This is a genomic window from Polaromonas sp. P1_F8, assembly GCF_056405635.1.
This window is the reverse complement of record NZ_JBFUBS010000001.1, coordinates 668,433-689,007: the sequence shown is the minus strand read 5'-3', so window position 1 is coordinate 689,007 and position 20,575 is coordinate 668,433. Positions and strand designations below refer to the sequence as shown.

The 20,575-nt window shown below is 59.6% G+C and carries 17 protein-coding genes; 14 read left to right on the top strand and 3 right to left on the bottom strand.

The window, feature by feature from the left end; translation table 11 throughout:
* The first annotated feature begins 10 nt into the window (after positions 1-10).
* The 14 genes from ispC to AC1D1J_RS03260 all read left to right on the top strand — a co-directional run bounded on the left by ispC (position 11) and on the right by AC1D1J_RS03260 (position 16,153).
* Positions 11-1,198, top strand: a complete 1,188-nt coding sequence (gene ispC, locus AC1D1J_RS03325) for a 1-deoxy-D-xylulose-5-phosphate reductoisomerase (protein WP_477693888.1) — start codon at positions 11-13, stop codon at positions 1,196-1,198.
* A gap of 1 nt (position 1,199) precedes the next feature.
* A complete protein-coding gene (gene rseP / locus AC1D1J_RS03320) occupies positions 1,200-2,573 on the top strand; it encodes an RIP metalloprotease RseP (RefSeq protein WP_477693887.1) in 1,374 nt (457 codons plus the stop codon).
* Positions 2,574-2,586: 13 nt separating this feature from the next.
* Positions 2,587-4,884 carry an outer membrane protein assembly factor BamA gene (gene bamA / locus AC1D1J_RS03315; RefSeq protein ID WP_477685602.1) on the top strand — a complete coding sequence of 766 codons (2,298 nt, stop codon included), beginning with the start codon at positions 2,587-2,589 and terminating at the stop codon, positions 4,882-4,884.
* Complete coding sequence (locus AC1D1J_RS03310) at positions 4,884-5,390, top strand: OmpH/Skp family outer membrane protein (RefSeq protein WP_477669255.1); 507 nt, start codon at positions 4,884-4,886, stop codon at positions 5,388-5,390. Before bamA ends, AC1D1J_RS03310 begins: the two co-directional genes overlap by 1 nt.
* 48 nt (positions 5,391-5,438) lie before the next feature.
* Positions 5,439-6,503, top strand: a complete 1,065-nt coding sequence (gene lpxD / locus AC1D1J_RS03305; protein WP_477693886.1) for a UDP-3-O-(3-hydroxymyristoyl)glucosamine N-acyltransferase — start codon at positions 5,439-5,441, stop codon at positions 6,501-6,503.
* Complete coding sequence (gene fabZ, locus AC1D1J_RS03300; RefSeq protein WP_477685604.1) at positions 6,500-6,940, top strand: 3-hydroxyacyl-ACP dehydratase FabZ; 441 nt, start codon at positions 6,500-6,502, stop codon at positions 6,938-6,940. The genes lpxD and fabZ overlap by 4 nt, the downstream gene beginning before the upstream one ends.
* Before the next feature lie 31 nt (positions 6,941-6,971).
* Positions 6,972-7,784, top strand: a complete 813-nt coding sequence (lpxA, locus tag AC1D1J_RS03295; RefSeq protein WP_477693885.1) for an acyl-ACP--UDP-N-acetylglucosamine O-acyltransferase — start codon at positions 6,972-6,974, stop codon at positions 7,782-7,784.
* A gap of 14 nt (positions 7,785-7,798) precedes the next feature.
* The gene (gene lpxB / locus AC1D1J_RS03290; RefSeq protein WP_477693884.1) at positions 7,799-9,013 is read left to right on the top strand and encodes a lipid-A-disaccharide synthase; all 1,215 of its coding nucleotides are present in this window, start codon (positions 7,799-7,801) and stop codon (positions 9,011-9,013) included.
* Positions 8,985-9,602, top strand: a complete 618-nt coding sequence (gene rnhB / locus AC1D1J_RS03285) for a ribonuclease HII (protein WP_477685607.1) — start codon at positions 8,985-8,987, stop codon at positions 9,600-9,602. The genes lpxB and rnhB overlap by 29 nt, the downstream gene beginning before the upstream one ends.
* Positions 9,599-10,393: a TrmH family RNA methyltransferase gene (locus AC1D1J_RS03280; RefSeq protein ID WP_477693883.1), complete on the top strand. Its 795-nt coding sequence runs from the start codon at positions 9,599-9,601 to the stop codon at positions 10,391-10,393. Before rnhB ends, AC1D1J_RS03280 begins: the two co-directional genes overlap by 4 nt.
* 270 nt (positions 10,394-10,663) lie before the next feature.
* Positions 10,664-11,848 (top strand): glutamine-hydrolyzing carbamoyl-phosphate synthase small subunit, encoded by a 1,185-nt coding sequence (gene carA / locus AC1D1J_RS03275; protein ID WP_477685609.1) that lies wholly within the window; start codon positions 10,664-10,666, stop codon positions 11,846-11,848.
* Complete coding sequence (gene carB / locus AC1D1J_RS03270; RefSeq protein WP_477685610.1) at positions 11,848-15,078, top strand: carbamoyl-phosphate synthase large subunit; 3,231 nt, start codon at positions 11,848-11,850, stop codon at positions 15,076-15,078. The genes carA and carB overlap by 1 nt, the downstream gene beginning before the upstream one ends.
* A 133-nt stretch (positions 15,079-15,211) precedes the next feature.
* The gene (greA, locus tag AC1D1J_RS03265) at positions 15,212-15,688 is read left to right on the top strand and encodes a transcription elongation factor GreA (protein WP_477649842.1); all 477 of its coding nucleotides are present in this window, start codon (positions 15,212-15,214) and stop codon (positions 15,686-15,688) included.
* 9 nt (positions 15,689-15,697) lie between these two features.
* Entirely contained in the window at positions 15,698-16,153 is a 456-nt protein-coding gene (locus AC1D1J_RS03260; RefSeq protein ID WP_477693882.1) for a DUF4149 domain-containing protein, read from the top strand.
* Here AC1D1J_RS03260 and folD read toward each other — a convergent pair.
* The 3 genes from folD to AC1D1J_RS03245 all read right to left on the bottom strand — a co-directional run bounded on the left by folD (position 16,150) and on the right by AC1D1J_RS03245 (position 20,323).
* Positions 16,150-16,995: a bifunctional methylenetetrahydrofolate dehydrogenase/methenyltetrahydrofolate cyclohydrolase FolD gene (gene folD, locus AC1D1J_RS03255; RefSeq protein ID WP_477693881.1), complete on the bottom strand. Its 846-nt coding sequence runs from the start codon at positions 16,993-16,995 to the stop codon at positions 16,150-16,152. The genes AC1D1J_RS03260 and folD overlap by 4 nt on opposite strands.
* 83 nt (positions 16,996-17,078) lie before the next feature.
* Entirely contained in the window at positions 17,079-17,705 is a 627-nt protein-coding gene (locus AC1D1J_RS03250) for a response regulator transcription factor (protein ID WP_348047552.1), read from the bottom strand.
* 50 nt (positions 17,706-17,755) lie between these two features.
* A complete protein-coding gene (locus AC1D1J_RS03245) occupies positions 17,756-20,323 on the bottom strand; it encodes a PAS domain S-box protein (protein WP_477693880.1) in 2,568 nt (855 codons plus the stop codon).
* Positions 20,324-20,575: the final 252 nt, after the last annotated feature.

The following is a 20,575-nucleotide window of genomic DNA, read 5'->3' as shown; positions in this document are numbered from 1 at the left end:
TTGCTCCCGTATGTCCTTTGAAAAGCAGCGTGTGACGGTTTTGGGCTCCACGGGGTCCATTGGTGTCAACACGCTTGATGTCATCGCCCGCCACCCTGAGCGCTTTGAGGTGTTTGCGCTCAGCGCCGCAACCCAAACGGACTTGATGCTGGCGCAGTGCGCCCAGTTCAAACCCCAATACGCGGTGATGGCCAGTGAGCCGCATGCCCGTTTGCTGGCGGAGAAGATCAAGGCAAATCAGCTTCCGGTGAAGGTTCTATGGGCGCAAGACGCTCTCGAAATGATAGCGTCACACGAGTTGGTGGATACCGTGATGGCCGCTATTGTGGGCGCTGCCGGGTTGGGCCCGTGCATGGCGGCCGCAAAGGCGGGCAAGCGCCTGCTGCTCGCCAACAAGGAGGCCCTTGTCGTCGGCGGCGAAGTGTTTATGCGGGCGGTTCGTGAAGGAGGTGCCCGGTTGCTGCCTATTGACAGTGAGCATTCGGCCATTTTCCAGTCATTGCCCGAAGACCCGGCGGTGTGGCCCCGGCGCATCGAAAAAATCATGCTGACCTCGTCGGGCGGTCCTTTTCGCGCCCGTGATCCGGCAACTTTGCGCGACGTAACGCCCGAGCAGGCGTGCGCGCACCCCAATTTTTCCATGGGCCGCAAGATTTCGGTGGATTCGGCCACGATGATGAACAAGGCTTTGGAGGTGATAGAGGCCAAGTACCTGTTTGGTGTCGTGCCGGAGCAGATCGAGGTGGTGATCCATCCGCAGCAAATCATCCATTCGATGGTGCAGTTCCATGACGCATCGGTGATGGCCCAGCTGGGTACGCCCGATATGCGGGTGCCGATTGCCTATGGCCTGTCCTGGCCGGAGCGGATTGAAAGCGGCACGGCGCGCCTGGACTTCGCCCGCATGGCCGCCATGACATTCGAGGTCCCGGACTTTCAGCGCTTTCCCTGCCTGCCTTTGGCCTGGGAGAGTTTGCGTGCGCCGCCGGGCACTTGCGTGGTGCTGAACGCAGCCAATGAGATTGCTGTGGCGGCGTTTTTGGACCGGCGCATCCGCTTCGACCATATTCATCATGTAAACCATGCAACTTTGGAGGCTGCGGCAGTCTCTCAGGTGGACGATATAGAAGGCTTGCTGGCGCTGGATGAGCAAGCCCGCCGCGTTGCCACTCAAATCACCCAACGCCTGGAGTCCTGAGATGCTGACACTGGTTTCTTTCGTTGTGACTCTCGGTATCCTGATTGCCGTGCACGAATACGGTCATTACCGCGTCGCAGTGGCGTGTGGCATCAAGGTCCTGAAATTTTCCATCGGATTCGGCAAACCTATTTACACCTGGAAGCTCAAAAACAAGTCGACAGAGTTTTCCATCGGCATGCTGCCCCTGGGCGGCTACGTCAAGATGCTGGATGAGCGCGAAGCCCCGGTGGATCCATCCGAGCGCCATCTGGCTTTTAATACCCAGCCGCTGAAATCGCGGGTTGCTGTGGTGGCCGCCGGCCCGGCCGCCAATTTGCTGCTGGCCATAGTGCTGTATGCCGTGGTCAACTGGAGTGGCTTGCAGGAGCCCAAAGCCATTTTGGCCAGCCCGGTGGCAGGATCGCTTGCCGAAAAGGCTGGCCTGGCTGGCGGGGAAACGGTTCAGCAGGCGGCTTTTGAAGGTGGCGACCTGGAGGTCGTTCATTCTTTTGAAGACTTGCGCTGGAGGCTCACTCAAGGTGCACTGGATGGTCGCGACCTCACCTTGGTGCTTGGCAGCGATGGCGCAGCGTCAGGGCAGACTGTGCGGTTGCCGCTCAGTACGCTGGGTGCACCCGAAGCAGATGCCGATCTGTTCAGGAAAATTGGCATTCTCGGCCCCTGGACCCGTCCGGTGATTGGTACTGTCATGCCGGGGGGCGCCGCAGAAAAATCCGGCCTGCGTGCCGATGATCTCGTGCTTCGCATTGGCGAGACAGCGATTGTGGATGGGCAACAGCTGCGCGAGGTGATACGTACCTCTGCCCGCTCGACCGGCACGGGTGCTGCCGTTGTCCCGCAGACATGGCAAATCAGCCGTACCGGCGCATCCCTGGCGCTGCAAGTGACGCCTGAGATCAAGGCAGTGAACGGGGTGATGGTGCCCCGGATTGAGGCCTATGTGGGAGCCCCTCCCGAGTTTGTCACGGTGCGCTACGGCCCTGTCGATGGTTTGTGGCAAGGTGCCGTCCGTACCTGGCAGGTTTCGCTGCTCACACTGAAGATGATGGGGAAAATGGTCATAGGCGAGGCGTCGCTTAAAAACCTGAGTGGCCCGCTCACGATTGCGGATTACGCGGGGAAGTCGGCCAGCCTTGGGTGGAGCAGTTATCTGCTGTTTTTGGCCCTTATCAGTGTGAGCCTTGGCGTCCTGAATTTACTGCCCCTGCCGGTTCTGGATGGGGGGCACCTGATGTATTATCTTTGGGAGGGGATCACCGGCCGGGGCGTGTCTGACGCCTGGATGGACCGGTTGCAGCGCGGTGGCGTTGCTATCCTGCTGGGCATGATGTGCGTTGCCCTGTTTAACGATGTCACCCGGCTTTTGGGCTAATTCCTTACATTTCATGCAAAAACAAATAAATCGCTTCAAAGTTCGTGCAGTTTGCGCTATCGCCGCCGGTCTTTTTGCAGCCAGTTCGGCTTGGGCCGTTGACCCTTTCACGGTGCGTGATATCCGGGTTGAAGGCTTGCAGCGCGTTGAGCCCGGAACCATTTTTGCCTCCTTGCCCTTTCGGGTCGGTGAAACCTATAACGACGACAAGGGTTCCACCGCCATTCGTGCGCTGTTTGGACTGGGTCTGTTCAAGGACGTGCGGCTTGAAGTCAGTGGCGACGTATTGGTGGTGATCGTTGAAGAGCGTCCCACTGTCGCTGACGTGGACTTTGTGGGTGCCAAGGAGTTCGACAAGGACGCGCTCAAGAAGGCACTCCGCGAGGCCGGTGTTGCGGACGGCCAGCCGTTCGACAAGGCGCTTGCCGACAAGGCGGAGCAGGAGCTCAAGCGCCAGTACATCAACAAGAGCCTTTACGGCGTTGAAATCGTCACCACCGTCACGCCGATCGAACGCAATCGGGTCAACCTGACTTTCAGTGTGACCGAAGGCGATGTCGCGAAGATCAAGGAAATCCACATTACAGGCAACAAGGCGTTCAGCGAGTCAACCCTCCTGAGCCTCTTTGACCTTGATACAGGTGGCTGGCTCAGCTGGTACACCAAGTCGGATCGCTATTCGCGCACCAAGCTCAATGCCGACATTGAAACGCTGCGCTCCTACTACCTTTCGCGGGGCTACCTTGAGTTCAAGATCGACTCTACCCAGGTTGCGATTTCCCCGGACAAGCAAAGCATTGCCATCACCGTCAACGTGACCGAGGGCGAGCGTTTTGTGGTTTCGGGCGTCAAGCTTGAGGGCAACTACCTGAACAAGGAAGAAGAGTTCAAGACACTCGTGAAAATCACGCCTGGTGAAGCCTACAACGCGGACGAGGTCGCTGAAACGACCAAGGCGTTCAGCGACTATTTCGGCACTTTTGGCTACGCTTTTGCCCGCGTTGAAGCGGTGCCGGAAATCGACCGTGTCAATAACCGCGTGGCATTTGTGCTTCAGGCAGAACCATCCCGCCGTGCTTATGTGCGGCGCATCAACGTGGCCGGAAACAATCGCACGCGCGATGAAGTCGTGCGTCGCGAGTTCCGCCAGTTTGAGTCGTCCTGGTACGACGGCGACAAAATCCGGCTTTCCCGCGACCGTGTCGACCGCCTGGGCTTCTTTACAGATGTGAATGTAGAAACGCAGGAAGTGACCGGCACAAACGACCAGGTCGACATCACGGTGAACGTGGTTGAAAAACCAACCGGCAATTTACAGCTTGGGGCAGGGTATTCCAGCGCGGACAGCCTCTCACTGGTATTCGGCATCAAGCAGGAAAACGTTTTTGGCTCCGGCAATTACCTGGGTGTTGAAGTCAACACCAGCAAGTCAAACCGCCAGATTGTGCTCAGCACCATTGACCCATATTTCACGGCCGATGGTATTTCGCGCACCATTGATGTCTATGACCGCACCTCGAAGCCTACCTCGGGCCAAGGGGGTGACTACAGCCTGAAAACGCGGGGCGCAAGCATTCGTTTCGGTGTTCCGTTTACCGAGAATGACACGGTCTATTTTGGTACTGGTTACGAGCAATTGAAGATCGTGCCGGGCACCAATCTGCCAGTGAGCTACCTGAACTATGCGAACCAGTTCGGCTATACAAGCAACTCGATTCCACTGACCGTGGGCTGGTCGCGCGACAGCCGCGACAGTGCGCTGGTTCCTACCTCGGGCCTGTACCAGCGCGTATATGGTGATTGGGGCGTCGCTGGCGACATCAAATTCGTGCGAGCGAATTACCAGGCCCAGAAATACATTCCCCTCAACAAGCAGTTCACGATTGCGCTTAACGGCGAGTTTGGCTGGGGTAAAGGCCTGAGTGGCCAGCCTTATCCGCTCTTCAAGAACTACTATTCGGGCGGCCTGGGTTCCGTGCGTGGATTTGAGCAAGGCTCACTGGGCCCGCGCGATGCGTCTGATCTTGCCATTGGTGGACCGAAGAAGCTCACCCTCAACGCCGAGCTCATTGCGCCGTTTCCTGGTGCGGGCAATGACCGTACCTTGCGCCTCTATGGGTTTGTAGACGCGGGCAATGTTTTTGGTGAAAATGAGCGCTTTCGGGTAAATGATCTGCGGGCTTCCACAGGTATCGGTATCAGCTGGATTTCCCCAGTGGGTCCCTTGCGCATCGCCATTGCGACGCCGCTGCGCAAACTGCCAGGCGATAGAATAGAGCGGTTGCAATTCCAAATTGGTACATCTTTCTAATGAAGCATTTTTCAATCAAAATTTTCCTGGGCGTTGCCATTGCATTGGCGGGTTTCTCCGCAAGTGCGCAGGAGTTCAAGGTCGGGATTGTCAACCTGGACCGGATTTTCCGGGAAGCCAATTCCGCGAAAGCCGCTCAAACCAAACTCGAGCAGGAATTCAGCAAGCGTGAAAAAGAGCTGAACGATCTGGCGACGCAGCTGAAAACCCTCTCCGACAAGTTTGAGCGTGAAGCACCAACACTTGCCGAGAGCCAGCGCGTTTCACGGCAAAAGCAGCTTGTTGACCAGGATCGGGACTTCCAGCGCAAGCGCCGTGAGTTCCAGGAAGACCTGAACACCCGCAAAAATGAAGAACTCCAGCAAGTCATCGAACGCGCGAACAAGGTTGTGAAGACACTGGCTGAGACGGAAAAGTACGACCTGATTCTCCAGGAATCGGTCTATGTCAATCCCAAGCATGACATCACCGACAAGGTGATCAAGGCGTTGAACGCTGCCCGTTGATTGCGGGGTGTTCACCACGATCACCATCGTGAAAATGGCAGGCGCAGTGTGACACTCCGTCTTGCCGATATCGTTGAATCCCTGGCCGGTGCCGTACAGGTCGAACTTGTCGGCGACCCTGACCTGCAGATAGAGCGGCTCTCCACTTTGGAGGCAGCCGGTCCCACGGACCTGAGTTTCCTCAGCCACCCCAAATACCTGTCCAAGCTCGCGCAGTCCGAGGCTGTCTGCGTCATTGTGGCGCCCGCCGCGCGCGAGGCCGCAGTCAAGCGGGGCGCTTGCATCGTCACAGACGATCCCTATCACGCTTTTGCGTTGGTCACCCAACTCTGGAAGCGGCGGCATTCCCCGCAGGTGGTTCCGCACATTCACCCCAGTGCCTATGTCGATCCCTCTGCCACTGTGGCGTCCGGCGTTTCGATCGGTGCATTTGCCTGCATTGGCCAAGACGCGGTGATTGGCACGGATGCGCGGATTGCGGAGCATTGCGTCGTCGGGCGGCATGCACAAATTGGCGCGAATACCCGGTTGTCGGCGCGCGTGACTGTGGCCGACGGCTGCCGCGTCGGGGAGCGCTGTATCGTACATTCCGGCGCGGTGATCGGCGCCGACGGTTTTGGCTTTGCATCGCACCAGGGGCAATGGGTGAAGATCGAGCAACTCGGTGGTGTGCAGATCGGCAATGATGTCGAGATCGGTGCCAACACCTGCATTGACCGCGGTGCGCTGCAGGATACGGTGCTGGAAGACGGTGTGAAGCTCGATAACCTGGTTCAGATCGGCCACAACGTCCGGGTTGGCAAACATACCGCCATGGCCGGCTGTGCCGGCGTAGCGGGCAGTGCCACGATTGGTGCGCATTGCACAGTGGGGGGCGGCGCCATTGTGCTGGGCCACCTGACGCTCGCCGATGGTGTGCATGTCTCGGCTGCATCGGTGGTAACCCGATCCATTTTGAAGCCCGGGCATTACACCGGTCTCTTTCCCATCGACGACAATGCTGTCTGGGAAAAAAATGCCGCTACGCTCAAGCAGCTTCATACGCTTCGTGAGCGTCTCAGGGAGGCTGAAAAAGCGATCCTGCACCCAGGACACACTCAAGAAAAATCATGATGGATATCCACCAAATTCTCAAACAACTGCCGCATCGTTATCCCATCCTGCTGGTGGACCGGGTGCTGGAAATCGAAAAAGGCAAACGCATCAAGGCGCTCAAAAACGTCACGATCAACGAGCCCTTTTTCATGGGGCACTTTCCCCATCACCCGGTGATGCCGGGGGTATTGATACTGGAAGCCATGGCGCAGGCGGCTGCGCTGCTGGCTTTCGAAACGCTGGGCGTCACGCCCGACGACAAGACGGTCTACTATTTCGCCGGCATCGACGGCGCACGCTTCAAGCGGCCCGTCGAACCTGGCGACCAGCTGATCATGGACGTCACACTGGACCGCATGAAGGCCGGCATTTTCAAATTCAAAGGGACCACCAGGGTAGGTGAGACCATAGCCTGCGAAGCCGAATTGATGTGCACCATGCGCACGATCGCGTGAGCCGGGTTGTGAAAATCAAGGCTGACGCGACATGACAGCATCTTCTTCCACGCCGGGCATTCACGCCACGGCGATTGTGGATCCGCAAGCCCAGCTCCATGAGTCTGTGAGCGTCGGTCCCTACACGGTCATTGGCCCGCACGTGAAGATTGGTGCCGGCACCACCGTAGGCGCCCACTGCGTGATCGAAGGCCACACCACCATTGGCCGTGACAACCGGATCTTCCAGTTCAATTCACTGGGCGCAATTCCGCAGGATAAAAAATATGCGGGTGAGCCTTGTGAGCTGGTTATCGGCGACCGCAACACCATTCGCGAGTTCTGTACCTTCAACATCGGTTCGCCGGGCGACAGCGGCGTGACCCGTGTGGGGGATGACAACTGGCTCATGGCCTATGTGCACCTGGCGCACGACTGCGTGGTGGGAAACAACACCATTTTTGCCAACAACACCCAACTGGGTGGGCATGTGCATGTCGGCGACTGGGTGATTCTGGGTGGCTTCACCGTCGCGCATCAGTTCGTGAAAATCGGTGCCCACAGTTTCACCGCCATGTGCTCATTGCTGTTTGCCGATTTGCCGCCTTTTGTCATGGCGCAGGGACAACCGGCCGAGGCGCGCTCCATGAATTTTGAAGGGCTACGGCGACGGGGCTTTTCACCGGAGCGAATTTCCGCTGTCAAGGCCATGCACAAAGCGCTGTACCGTGACGACCTGACCCTGGACGTATCGCGCGAGCGCATTGCCGCTCTGACGGAAAAGTACCCGGATGCTGCGCCTGACGTGCAGATGATGCTTTCATTTCTGGAGCAAACCTCGCCGCAGCGCGGCATTGTCCGGTAAGACCTATGTCGTTGATGGAGCCAAGCCCTCTGCCAGCCCGTAGAGAGGCAGGCCTCCCCGTTGCTGACTCCCTGAGAGCCCGTTCCCCTTGCGTGGCGATGGTCGCGGGCGAAACCTCTGGAGATTTGCTCGCCGGCCTGCTGCTCGATGGTTTCAAGGCCCGCTGGCCGGCACTGACGTCAAACGGTATCGGCGGCTCACAGATGGCAAGCCGCGGTTTTAACGCCTGGTGGCCCAGTGAAAAGCTCGCGGTACGCGGGTATGTTGAGGTATTGCGGCATTACCGCGAGATTGTCGGCATACGCGAACAACTGAAGCAGCGCCTGCTGGATCAGCGCCCCGATCTTTTCCTGGGCATTGACGCACCCGACTTCAATCTTGACCTGGAGGCGGCGCTCAAGGCCAAAGGCATCAAGACCGTGCATTTTGTCAGTCCCGCCATCTGGGCCTGGCGTGCCGACCGTGTTGAGAAGATCCGGCGCAGTGTGGATCATGTGCTGTGCATCTTTCCTTTTGAGCCTGCGCTGCTGGCTGCTCATGGCATTGCCGCGACCTATGTGGGGCACCCGCTGGCCAATGTCATTCCCCTGCAGCCTGACCGCGCAGCGGCCCGGCGCAAACTGGGTTTGCAGGATGAAGACACCGTGGTGGCCATTCTTCCCGGCAGCCGGAAATCTGAAATCCAGTACCTGGCTCAACGATTCTTTAAGGCTGCAGCCCTTATCCAACGTGCACAACCAGCTATCAAATTTATAGTGCCGGCCATTCCCGCGCTGAGGCACATGATTGAGCGCCATGCCGACCAGGAAGGAATGAAATCCCATCTGCAGATCATCGAGGGCCAGTCCCACAGTGCACTGGCGGCATGCGATGTAACGCTGATAGCCAGCGGTACCGCTACGCTGGAGGCGGCGCTTTTCAAGCGGCCCATGGTGATCGCCTACAACATGAACTGGCTGTCCTGGCAAATCATGCGGCGCAAAAAATTGCAGCCCTGGGTGGGCCTGCCCAATATCCTCTGCCGGGAGTTTGTCGTTCCGGAGCTGCTGCAGGACGCCGCTACGCCTGAGGCGCTGGCAGCGGGCGTGCTGAAATGGGTTGACGCAAAGTCTTCGGCACCTGACAAAATAGCGGCTGTAGAACAACGATTTACCGCGCTGCATGCGGAACTGCAGCGGGACACTTCAAAACTGGCGACAGATGCGATCCAGCAAATTCTTGAAAGCTGAGCAAACACCCTTGTCATGGGATACGCCTGGCCTTGTGGCTGGCGTGGACGAAGCTGGCCGGGGACCGTTGATGGGCCCGGTGGTCGCGGCCGCCGTCATTCTTGATGAGCTCAATCCCATTCAGGGGCTGGCCGACTCCAAGAAGCTCACGGCCTTGCGCCGCGAAAAACTCTATGACGAAATTCGAGCCAAAGCGTTGTGCTGTTCTATCGCGCTGGCGACGGTTGAGGAAATCGACAGCATCAACATCTTGCAGGCCACCATGCTGGCCATGCGGCGCGCGGTAGAAGGCCTGCGCCTCAAGCCCAACAAGGTGCTGGTCGACGGCAACCGGCTGCCGACGCTGGTGATTCTGTCCGAGGCCATTGTGGGTGGTGACGCGCTGGTGCCTTCGATTTCCGCAGCATCGATCCTGGCCAAGGTTTACCGCGACCGTTGGTGCGCGGAGTTCCATCTTGAGTATCCCCAGTACGGGTTTGCCGACCACAAAGGCTACGGTACGGCCGAGCATCTGGCTGCGTTGCGCGAACACGGCGCGTGTCCCCAGCATCGCAGGTCCTTTGCGCCGGTGGCTGAGGTCTTGCGGTGAGTTCCAGCTTCTCCGGGTCCTCCGGCTCCGCCACGTACATCACTTCGCGCGACAACCCCCTGATCAAAGAGCTGCGCAAACTGTCGCAAGACAGCACCGCGTACCGCAAGCAGGGCCGCGTCTGGCTGGAGGGGGATCATCTATGCCGTGCTGCGCTGGCGCGCGGCCTGAAACCTGCCATCGCAGTTTTTTCTGAATCATTTTGGTCTGCAAGCCAGTCTGAATGGGCGCAAGCAGCTATCAAAAACATAGTGATTCCCGATGCACTGCTGCCGGAAATCAGCGGCCTGGAGTCACCCGCACGCATGGGTTTTGTGCTGGATTTGCCGGTGCCCGCCAGCCCGCAGCCCCATGCAGCCTCGGTCATTCTGGACCGGGTGCAGGATGCCGGCAACGTGGGCTCCATCCTGCGCAGCGCGGCGGCCTTTGGGTTTGGCCAGGTTCTCGCCCTCAGGGGCACGGCGGCCCTCTGGTCGCCCAAGGTGCTGCGTGCCGGTATGGGCGCCCACTTTGGGCTGCAACTGGTGGAAGGCCTGGAGCCCGAGGCTCTGGCAGCATTGACCGTGCCCATCGTTGTCACCAGCTCGCACCAGGGCAGCTTTTTGCATCAGCAGAAGTTGCCTGTGCCGTGTGCATGGGCCATGGGCCACGAAGGGCAGGGCGTCAGCGACGACCTCATGAGCCGGGCGGCGCTCAAGGTCCGCATCGACCAACCGGGGGGCGAGGAGTCGCTTAATGTGGCAGCCGCGGCCGCAATTTGCCTTTACACCAGCTCGGTACAGGCGGTGTAACGCCCGCCCGGGCGCGTTGACAGCCCCCAGTCTGCTTATGGCGGATGGATTTGATACCCATATTCGGCTGATTTCTCCGACTATGTGTTTAAAGCATAAACTGGCGTTCAGCTCAAGCTATAATCAAGGGCTTTTCAAAACACAGCTTCGCCCGAGCGCAGACAAAGCAAACACCCTCACAAAAGCAGCCAACTAAGGCAGCCAGCAAGAGTCTCCCAGAGACGTTTCTTGTGCACGCTTGGGCGAACCGTAACCAACCCGGAGAACCCAGTGCTTTTGTCTCTACAGGGATCACGCGAAAAATCCCCACACGCCATACTGGCGCTCGCAGACGGCACGGTCTTTATCGGCAATTCCATTGGAGCCGCAGGCTCCACAGTCGGCGAGGTGGTGTTCAATACCGCCATGACCGGCTACCAGGAAATCCTCACGGATCCGAGCTACTGCCAGCAGATCGTCACCCTCACGTACCCGCACATCGGCAACTACGGCATCAATGCCGAAGACGTTGAAGCTGAAAAAGTCCACGCCGCCGGCCTGATCATCAAGGACCTGCCGCTGCTGGCCTCGAACTTCCGCATGACCATGACCTTGTCCGAATACCTGGTCAAGGAAAACACGGTAGCCATCGCCGGCATTGACACCCGCCAGCTGACACGCCACCTGCGTACCAACGGCGCGCAAAACGGCTGCATCATGGCACTGCCTGCGGGCGAAGAAGTCAGCCAGCCCGCGATCGAGAAAGCCGTTGCGGCGGCGCGCGGCGCGCCCAGCATGGCCGGCCTGGACCTGGCCAAGGTCGTTTCGGTCAAGCAGACCTACGAATGGACGCAGACCGAGTGGAAGCTCGGCGCGGGTTACGGCGTGCAGATCACGCCCAAATTCCACGTCGTGGCTTTCGACTTCGGCGTGAAGAAAAACATCCTGCGCATGATGGCCGAGCGCGGTGCGCGCATCACCGTGGTGCCGGCACAAACGCCAGCCGCCGACGTGCTCAAGCTCAAACCCGACGGCATCTTCCTGGCCAATGGCCCGGGCGACCCTGAGCCTTGTGACTACGCGATTGCGGCGGTGCGCGAACTCATTGAGACCGGCATCCCGACTTTCGGTATCTGCCTGGGCCACCAGATCATGGCACTGGCCAGCGGTGCGAAGACCTTCAAGATGAAGTTTGGCCACCATGGTGCGAACCATCCGGTGAAAGATCTCGACAATGGCCGCGTCAGCATCACCAGCCAGAACCATGGTTTCGCGGTCGACGAAAAAAGCCTGCCCGCCAACCTGCGGCCCACGCATATCAGCCTGTTTGACGGCACGCTGCAAGGCCTGGCCCGTACCGACAAGCCGGCGTTCTGCTTTCAGGGTCACCCGGAAGCCTCGCCTGGCCCGCACGATATTTCGTATCTGTTTGATCGTTTCACAGCCCTCATGGAACAGCATGGAGGGAACAAATAATGCCAAAACGTACAGACATCAAAAGCGTCCTCATCATCGGCGCCGGCCCCATCATCATTGGCCAGGCCTGCGAATTCGACTATTCCGGCGTGCAAGCCTGCAAGGCATTGCGCGAAGAGGGCTACAAGGTCATCCTGATCAACAGCAACCCCGCCACGATCATGACCGACCCGGCCACCGCCGACGTCACCTACATTGAACCCATCACCTGGCAGACGGTTGAAAAGATCATCGCCAAGGAGCGCCCTGACGCCATCCTGCCGACCATGGGTGGGCAGACCGCGCTCAACTGCGCGCTCGACCTTTGGCACAACGGCGTGCTCGACAAATACAAGGTCGAGCTGATTGGCGCCAAGCCCGAAGCCATCGACAAGGCCGAAGATCGCCTGAAGTTCAAGGACGCGATGACCAAGATCGGTCTGGGCTCAGCCCGCTCCGGTATCGCGCACAGCATGGACGAAGCCTGGGCGGTGCAGAAGACCGTCGGCTTCCCGACCGTGATCCGACCCAGCTTTACCCTGGGCGGCACCGGCGGCGGCATCGCCTACAACTCCGAAGAATTCGAAGTCATCTGCAAGCGCGGCCTCGAAGCCTCGCCCACCAATGAACTGCTGATTGAAGAATCGCTGCTCGGCTGGAAAGAGTACGAGATGGAAGTCGTGCGCGACACCGCCGACAACTGCATCATCGTTTGCTCGATCGAAAACCTGGACCCAATGGGCGTGCACACCGGCGACTCGATCACCGTAGCCCCGGCCCAGACGCTGACTGACAAGGAATACCAGATCCTGCGCAATGCCTCGCTGGCCGTGCTGCGCGAAATCGGCGTGGACACCGGCGGCTCCAACGTGCAGTTCTCCATCAATCCGGTCGATGGACGCATGGTCGTGATCGAGATGAACCCGCGCGTCTCGCGCTCCTCGGCGCTGGCCTCCAAGGCCACGGGTTTCCCTATCGCCAAGGTCGCGGCCAAGCTGGCTGTCGGCTACACGCTCGACGAGCTGCGCAACGAAATCACGGGCGGTGCAACCCCAGCGAGCTTCGAGCCCAGCATCGACTACGTCGTGACCAAGATTCCGCGTTTCGCGTTTGAGAAATTCCCTGCTGCTGATTCGCGCCTGACCACGCAGATGAAATCGGTAGGTGAAGTGATGGCCATGGGCCGCACCTTCCAGGAGTCCTTCCAGAAAGCGCTGCGCGGCCTGGAAGTCGGCGTGGACGGCATGAACGAGAAGACGCAGGACCGTGAAGTGCTTGAGAAAGAACTCGGCGCGCCCGGCCCCGACCGCATCTGGTATGTGGGTGACGCGTTTGCGCTGGGCATGAGCGTGGATGAAGTGTTTGCGCTCACCAAGATCGACCCTTGGTTCCTCGTGCAGATCGAGCAGATCGTCAAGATAGAACTTGAACTCGAAACCACCTCGCTCGACAAGATCGACGCCGTCACGCTGCGTGCGCTGAAGCAAAAAGGCTTCTCCGACCGGCGCCTGGCCAAGCAGCTCAAGACCACCGACACGGCCATACGCGAAAAACGCCGCGCACTGGGTGTGCGCCCGGTCTACAAACGTGTGGACACCTGCGCCGCCGAGTTTGCAACCAATACGGCGTATATGTATTCGACCTATGAGGCCGAAGGCAGCGAGTGCGAAGCCGCGCCCACCGACAAGAAAAAAATCATGGTGCTGGGCGGCGGGCCGAATCGCATCGGACAGGGCATCGAGTTTGACTACTGCTGTGTGCATGCGGCGCTGGCCATGCGCGAAGACGGCTACGAGACCATCATGGTCAACTGCAACCCTGAAACCGTCTCGACCGACTACGACACGTCGGACCGCCTGTACTTCGAGCCGCTGACGCTCGAAGACGTGCTCGAAATTGTCGACAAGGAAAAGCCACTGGGCGTGATCGTCCAGTACGGCGGCCAGACACCTTTGAAGTTGGCGCTGGACCTCGAAGCCAACGGCGTGCCCATCATCGGCACTTCGCCCGACATGATCGACGCGGCAGAAGACCGCGAGCGCTTTCAGAAGCTGCTGCACGAGTTGAAGCTGCGCCAGCCGCCCAATGCCACGGCACGCACTGAACCTGAAGCGCTTGAAAAAGCTGCCGCACTGGGCTACCCGCTGGTTGTGCGCCCCAGTTATGTCCTGGGCGGCCGTGCCATGGAAATCGTGCATGAGCAGCGCGACCTCGAGCGTTATATGCGTGAGGCTGTCAAGGTCAGCCATGACTCGCCTGTGTTGCTTGATCGCTTCCTGAACGACGCCATCGAGTGCGACGTGGACTGCCTGCGAGACCCCGAAGGCCGCACTTTCATCGGCGGCGTGATGGAGCACATTGAACAAGCCGGCGTGCATAGCGGCGACTCCGCCTGCTCATTGCCACCGTACTCCCTGAGCGCTGAAACCGTCACCGAAATCAAGCGTCAGACCGCAGCCATGGCCGAGGCCCTGACGGTGGTCGGGTTGATGAACGTGCAGTTCGCGATCCAGAACATTGACGGCAAGGACGTGATCTACGTGCTGGAAGTCAACCCTCGCGCTTCACGTACCGTGCCTTTCGTCAGCAAGGCCACCGGCATCCAGCTGGCCAAGGTGGCGGCACGCTGCATGGTCGGCCAGTCACTCGCTTCCCAGGGCATCAAGGACGAAGTTACGCCGCCTTACTTCAGTGTCAAGGAGGCGGTGTTCCCCTTCGTCAAGTTCCCAGGCGTGGACACGATTCTCGGCCCCGAGATGAAATCCACCGGCGAAGTCATGGGCGTGGGCAAGACCTTCGGCGAAGCCTTCGTGAAGTCCCAGCTCGGCGCGGGCACCAAACTGCCGACCTCCGGCAAAGTGTTTCTCACCGTCAAGAACAATGACAAGCCGCGTGCCGTGGAAGTGGCGCGCAAGCTGGCGGCCCTGAAGTTTGAAATCGTGGCCACCAAAGGCACTGCGGCCGCCATTCAGGCCGCGGGTATCGCCTGCACCGTGGTCAACAAGGTCACCGAAGGCCGGCCACACGTGGTGGATATGATCAAGAACAACGAAATCGCCCTGGTCATCAACACGGTGGAAGAGCGGCGCAACGCGATCACCGATTCGCGCCAGATCCGCACCTCGGCGCTACTGGCCCGTGTGACGACCTACACCACCATTGCCGGCGCCGAAGCGGCCGTGGAGGGCATGAAGTACCTGGACAACCTGCCGGTTTATTCCGTGCAGGAGTTGCATGCGCAGCTAGGCTGACAGCCTGACGACCCGGGTTTTTTCCGGATTTCAGCAGGTCCGATTTGCATTAAACTTGTTTGATTGAAATTTTGGATTCAAGCGCCGCCGCCAGGTGACTGGTGGCGGTTTCGCTTTTGAGAGGAGCAAAAACATGGCAACCATTCCCATTACCAAGCGTGGCGCGGAAAGCCTCAAGGCCGAGCTGCACCAGCTGAAAACCGTTGACCGGCCCTGGGTCATCAATTCCATTTCCGAAGCGCGTGCCCAGGGTGACCTGAGCGAAAACGCCGAATACGACGCCGCCAAGGACCGTCAGGGCTTTATCGAAGGCCGTATTCAGGAAATCGAAGGCAAGCTTTCCGCCGCGCAGATCATCGACCCGTCCGAACTGGACGCCGGCGGCAAGGTCGTGTTCGGTTCCACGATCGAACTGGAAGATGAAGATACCGGCGACAAGGTGACTTATCAGATCGTGGGTGAAGACGAGGCCGACATCAAGGCGGGCCGGGTCAACATCAGCTCGCCGATTGCACGTGCGCTGATCGGTAAGGATGAAGGCGACACCGCTGAAGTTCAGGCGCCAGGCGGCATCAAGCGCTACGAAATCATCGCGGTGATGTACATCTAAAAATCACATATGAAGCAACGCTTCAATGTGATGGTGGCGGCTCTCTGGTGGGGCAGCCTGACTGGTTTGGGATGCGTGGTGGTTCCCATGCTGTTCGCCAATCTCGGCACGCCTGCTGTCGCCGGTGCCATGGCGGCCAAACTCTTTACCGCGCAAACCTGGCTGAGCACAGGGTGTGCCATGCTGTTGCTGCTGGTGTTGAACAAAAAAGATGATCTAGCTCTTGCACAGCAAGCGCGAGTAGCTATGAAATTTATAGTAACCGGCCTGTTGCTGACTCTGCTGGTGGAGTTTGGCATCGTGCCGCGCATCGTCAGCGCGCGAGCCGAGGGCGGCAACCTCAAGCTCTGGCACGGCTTGGGTACGGCGCTGTATGTTGTGCAGTGGCTGTGCGCCGGCCTGGTTCTTTGGCGCCTGTCGCGCACAGAACCCGCAGAGCCTGCCGCGGACTCCACAGCGATCTAGGCGCGCTCGGCGGCTTCCAGCGTATTGACCAGCAGCATGGTGATGGTCATGGGTCCAACACCGCCGGGCACCGGCGTGATATAGCCCGCCACTTCCTTCACGCCGTCAAAGTCCACGTCACCGCAGAGTTTGCCTTCATCGTTGCGGTTCATGCCCACGTCTATCACGACGGCGCCCGGTTTGACCATGTCGGCCGTCAGCACGTTGCGCTTGCCGACGGCCGCCACGATCACGTCGGCCTGCAGCGTCATGGCCTTGAGGTCTTTGGTTGCGCTGTGGCAGATGGTGACGGTGGCGTTCTTTTGTAGCAGCATCAGCGCCATGGGTTTGCCAACGATATTGCTTCGACCGATGACCACAGCATGCTTGCCTTTGAGGTCGTAGCCGATGCTTTCCAGCATCTTCATGCAGCCATAAGGTGTGCAGGGCCAGAAGCCCGGCTGGCCGACCATGAGCGCGCCGGCGCTGGCGACGTGAAACCCGTCAACGTCTTTCGCGGGCGAGATCGATTCGATGACTTTTTGCGCATCGATATGCGCCGGTAGCGGCAATTGCACCAGGATGCCGTGGATGGCCGGGTCGTTGTTGAGCGCTGCCACACGGGACAGCAGGTCAGCTTCACTCAGGGTGGCGGGGTATTGCTCGAGCACCGAATGCAGGCCGTTGTCTTCGCAGGCCTTGACCTTGTTGCGCACATAGACCTGGCTGGCGGGGTTTTCACCCACCAGCACCACGGCCAGGCCCGGTGTGATGCCGCGTGCGCGCAGGGCGGCAGCGCGTTGGGCGACGTCAGCGCGCAGTTGTTTGGAGAGAGCGTTTCCGTCGATCAGCTGGGCAGTCATTTTTATCGATTTTTCAAGTAAAAACGCCCGCAAATCCAATCATCACGGGCGCGAGCAGCTATCAAAAAGATAGCGGAAGTAGGTCAACCCTTGGGTGCGTTGGATCCGAGGGCTATTTTGAGCAGGTCGGCCACGGTATTGGCGTTGAGCTTTTCCATGATGTTGGCGCGGTGCGCTTCCACCGTCTTGATGCTGATGCCGAGGTCGTCGGCGATCTGCTTGTTCAGGCGGCCGGCCACGATGCGCTCAAGCACTTGCGCTTCGCGTGAGGTGAGCTTGGCGAGCAGGGCGTCGCGGCTGGCGGACTGCTGGTAGTCGCTGAAGGCTTCTTTGGCCTGCTCAAGCATGCGCTCGACCAGGTTGACCAGGGCTTCTTCCTGGAAGGGCTTCTGGATGAAATCCATGGCGCCTTTTTTCATGGTGTTGACCGCCATGGGTACGTCGCCATGGCCGGTAATGAACACGATGGGAAGCGGTGACTTGCGCTCGACCAGGCGGTCCTGCAGTTCCAGGCCCGTCATGCCGCCCATGCGGATGTCGACGATCAGGCAGGCGACTTCACGCGGGTCGTAACGGGAGAGGAATGTTTCGGCCGAGTCGTAGCAGCGGACCCGGTAGTCCTTGCCTTCCAGCAGCCACTGAAGCGAGTCGCGCACGCCCTCGTCATCATCAACGACGTAGACGGTACCTTTTTTGGGAATCAAGCTCATGCCAAACTTTCTTTCGTGAACTTCTCGAAAAGACGGTTCTTGAAGGGGTTTCAATGAACGCCGGTATCCTTGGTTGCTATGGTATCGCTAGCAGGCGCCGCCGGTGCCAGCAGGGGCGTCACGGGGATCCAGAAGGTAAACCGGCACCCCACCACTTCGTCCCCATTGTAGAGGTTCTGGGCCTCCATTCTTCCCTGGTGGGACTCGACAATGCTGCGGCAGAGTTTGAGGCCTATGCCCATGCCTTCCGCCTTGGTCGAATAGAAGGCTTCATACAGCCGGCCCATGACTTCAGGCGACAGGCCACGCCCCGTATCGAGCACCGAAAACTCCACCACGGCCTGGTCTTCAATCTGCTTGGGTACCACGCGCAATTCAACGCTGCGCCGCGCTGTCGGCAGGTGCGCCTGTTCAATCGATTCAGCCGCGTTTTTCATCAGGTTGATCAGCACCTGCTCGATCAGGATGGGGTCCACCATGATGTCGGGCAGGCGGGCTGCGATGTAGTGACTGAGCCGCACGTGATGGCGCCGCAGCTCGATGTCGGCCAGCTCCATCGCATTGCTCACGATGGTCGCCACGTCGGCGGAGCTGCGGTTGGGCTCGCTGCGTTTGACGAAGGAGCGTATGCGCTGGATGATCTGCCCGGCGCGGTGCGCCTGTTTGGCGGTTTTCTCCAGCGCCACCAGCAGGTCTTCGTTGCTGATCTGCTGGCCCTTGATGCGCGACACCATGCCGTTGCAATAATTGTTGATGGCCGTCAGCGGCTGGTTGAGTTCGTGCGCCACGCTGGAGGCCATTTCCCCCATGGTGATCAGGCGGCTCGCAGTCTGGGCCCGCTCGTTCTGCTGGGCTGCCTGCTCTTCGGCATGGCGCCGCGGCGTGATGTCGGTGGCAATCACCATCTGGGCCAGGCGGCCGTCCACCCACGTGAGGTAACGCGAGCGAACCTCCAGCCACTTGCTGAGTTCGGGCACATAAATTTCGGCGTTTTCCGTCTGCGCCGCCGTCAGCGTGTCGGTCGGCAGGCCCGCCAGGCCGTCGACCGCATCCAGCGCATCTTCGGTGGGTACGGCTGAAGGCACGCCGGCTTGCGCGATCAGGTTCAGGTGGCCGGAGACTTCACCGCCAAACCACGAGCGGTACAGCTTGTTGGCAAACAGCAGCTCTTCACTGCCCAGCGGCGCCACGGACACGGCCGCGTCCAGCCCCTCAAGTACCGTGGTGAAACGTTCGTAAGAAGCTGTGAGTTCTTCGCGGATGCGCTTGGGTTCGGTGATATCCGTCATGGACGTCATCCAGCCGGTTTGCTGGCCGCGCGGATCAATCAGCGGCGAGACATACATGCGTGCGTCAAAAATCTGGCCGTTCTTGCGCTTGACGCGCACCTCGAAACCACCGGGCGGGGTGCGGCCGTGCAGCTCGTCGTCCAACCGCTGCATCAGCGTGTCGATCTCGCCTTCCGGCCAATGCGGGAAGGGCGGCGTACGGCCCACCAGGTCGCCTTCAGTGAGGCCCGTCATCTGGCAAAACGCCGGGTTCACATAGGTGATGCGGCCCTGCAGGTCCAGCGCCCGCATGCCGGTCAGCATGGAGTTCTCCATCGCGCGGCGAAAGTTGGTTTCCGAAATCAAGGCTTGCTGGGCCTGCACACGGCGGCGCGTATGGCGCCAGGTGCCCAGCAGCATCCACACCGTCAGTGCGCTCAGGGCGCTGACCAGCCAGAAAAAGCCGCTGCCCACCACGCCCAGCGAGGCCCGATAGCCTTCCGCGCGAATCAAGAGGCCGTTGCCTACCGGTGAAACCGGTATTTCATATTCGGCGGCGGCGTCGGTCCAGGGCAAAAGCCGGGCCGCGGGGTTGCGGGGCGGCGGGAGGTTGCCCGCCAGCACCGTGTTTTTGTCGTCGATCAGCGTGACCGCGTACTTGGCCGTCACGTCCGTCGGTACGCCAAAGCGCAGCAGCCCGTCGATGGAGTATTCGCCCATGATGACGCCGGCAAATTTCCCCTGGTCATCGAGCGGCACCTGCAACTGCAGGGTAGGGGTGTTGTAGCCGCTGGCTTCCTTGGTCACCAGCGGGCGTGAATACACCGGTTGCCGCAGGTCTCTTGCCAGGTCGTAGGTGCCGTCTGTCTCACCGACCTTGAGCTGCTCGCCGGCGCCGCGCAACTGGCTGGCGTTGGCGCTGGGTGATACATAGGCCACCTTGATCCGCCGCCGGCTATCCACCCAGGTCACGGCCATGAGTTCAGGGTACTGGTTGACCAGGGATTCGGCCTGCGAGATGAATTCTTCCGTGTCCACTTCCTTGTTGGAAACGTCCCGCCCGATGCGCATGAGCTGCTCCTGGCGTTCCAGAAGGCGCAGGCGCAGGCGCTGCTGGGCGTATTCCACGTCGCGCTTGACGGCCTGCTGCTCGCGGTCGATTTCTTCGATGCGCAAGTAACCGAAGGCCGCAATCACGGCCGCCAGAAACAGCACCACGGCCAGCAGGGGCCCCAAGGTGATGAAACGGTCCTGGCGCGACGGCGACTGCTTGCGCCACCACCGCCTCCACAGGGCAAAGGTGGCGGAGTTCGCCGTGGTGTCAGCGGTGGCGGGGGCTTGCTGGGTCATAAGGAATGGTGCAGTTTAAGTGAGATGCCCCTCTGTGGTCAGGGTTGACCCTGATCTTTTAAGGTGAGGCTACAGGGCTGCGCTGCCGCATTGTTGGTTTCGGTAACGCAGCCAATATTTGCCAGGGGCATTTGCCATGGGTATCGATTTGCCCAAGGAGTATGAAATTTCTTAATGTGAAATCAATAAGCACTATTTGAAATTTAACAAATATTGTGAGAAACTAGACGCTTGAATCTAATTTGCGTTTAA

Bases quoted from the DNA above. Each gene is read 5' to 3' on its own strand.
- AC1D1J_RS03310 (WP_477669255.1), top strand. From the start codon at position 4,884: ATGAAGCATTTTTCAATCAAAATTTTCCTGGGCGTTGCCATTGCATTG.
- fabZ (WP_477685604.1), top strand. From the start codon at position 6,500: ATGATGGATATCCACCAAATTCTCAAACAACTGCCGCATCGTTATCCC.
- AC1D1J_RS03250 (WP_348047552.1), bottom strand. From the start codon at position 17,705: ATGAGCTTGATTCCCAAAAAAGGTACCGTCTACGTCGTTGATGATGAC.
- rnhB (WP_477685607.1), top strand. From the start codon at position 8,985: ATGCGATCCAGCAAATTCTTGAAAGCTGAGCAAACACCCTTGTCATGG.
- AC1D1J_RS03260 (WP_477693882.1), top strand. From the start codon at position 15,698: ATGAAGCAACGCTTCAATGTGATGGTGGCGGCTCTCTGGTGGGGCAGC.
- ispC (WP_477693888.1), top strand. From the start codon at position 11: ATGTCCTTTGAAAAGCAGCGTGTGACGGTTTTGGGCTCCACGGGGTCC.
- lpxA (WP_477693885.1), top strand. From the start codon at position 6,972: ATGACAGCATCTTCTTCCACGCCGGGCATTCACGCCACGGCGATTGTG.
- greA (WP_477649842.1), top strand. From the start codon at position 15,212: ATGGCAACCATTCCCATTACCAAGCGTGGCGCGGAAAGCCTCAAGGCC.
- lpxB (WP_477693884.1), top strand. From the start codon at position 7,799: ATGGAGCCAAGCCCTCTGCCAGCCCGTAGAGAGGCAGGCCTCCCCGTT.
- carB (WP_477685610.1), top strand. From the start codon at position 11,848: ATGCCAAAACGTACAGACATCAAAAGCGTCCTCATCATCGGCGCCGGC.
- rseP (WP_477693887.1), top strand. From the start codon at position 1,200: ATGCTGACACTGGTTTCTTTCGTTGTGACTCTCGGTATCCTGATTGCC.
- bamA (WP_477685602.1), top strand. From the start codon at position 2,587: ATGCAAAAACAAATAAATCGCTTCAAAGTTCGTGCAGTTTGCGCTATC.
- folD (WP_477693881.1), bottom strand. From the start codon at position 16,995: ATGACTGCCCAGCTGATCGACGGAAACGCTCTCTCCAAACAACTGCGC.
- AC1D1J_RS03245 (WP_477693880.1), bottom strand. From the start codon at position 20,323: ATGACCCAGCAAGCCCCCGCCACCGCTGACACCACGGCGAACTCCGCC.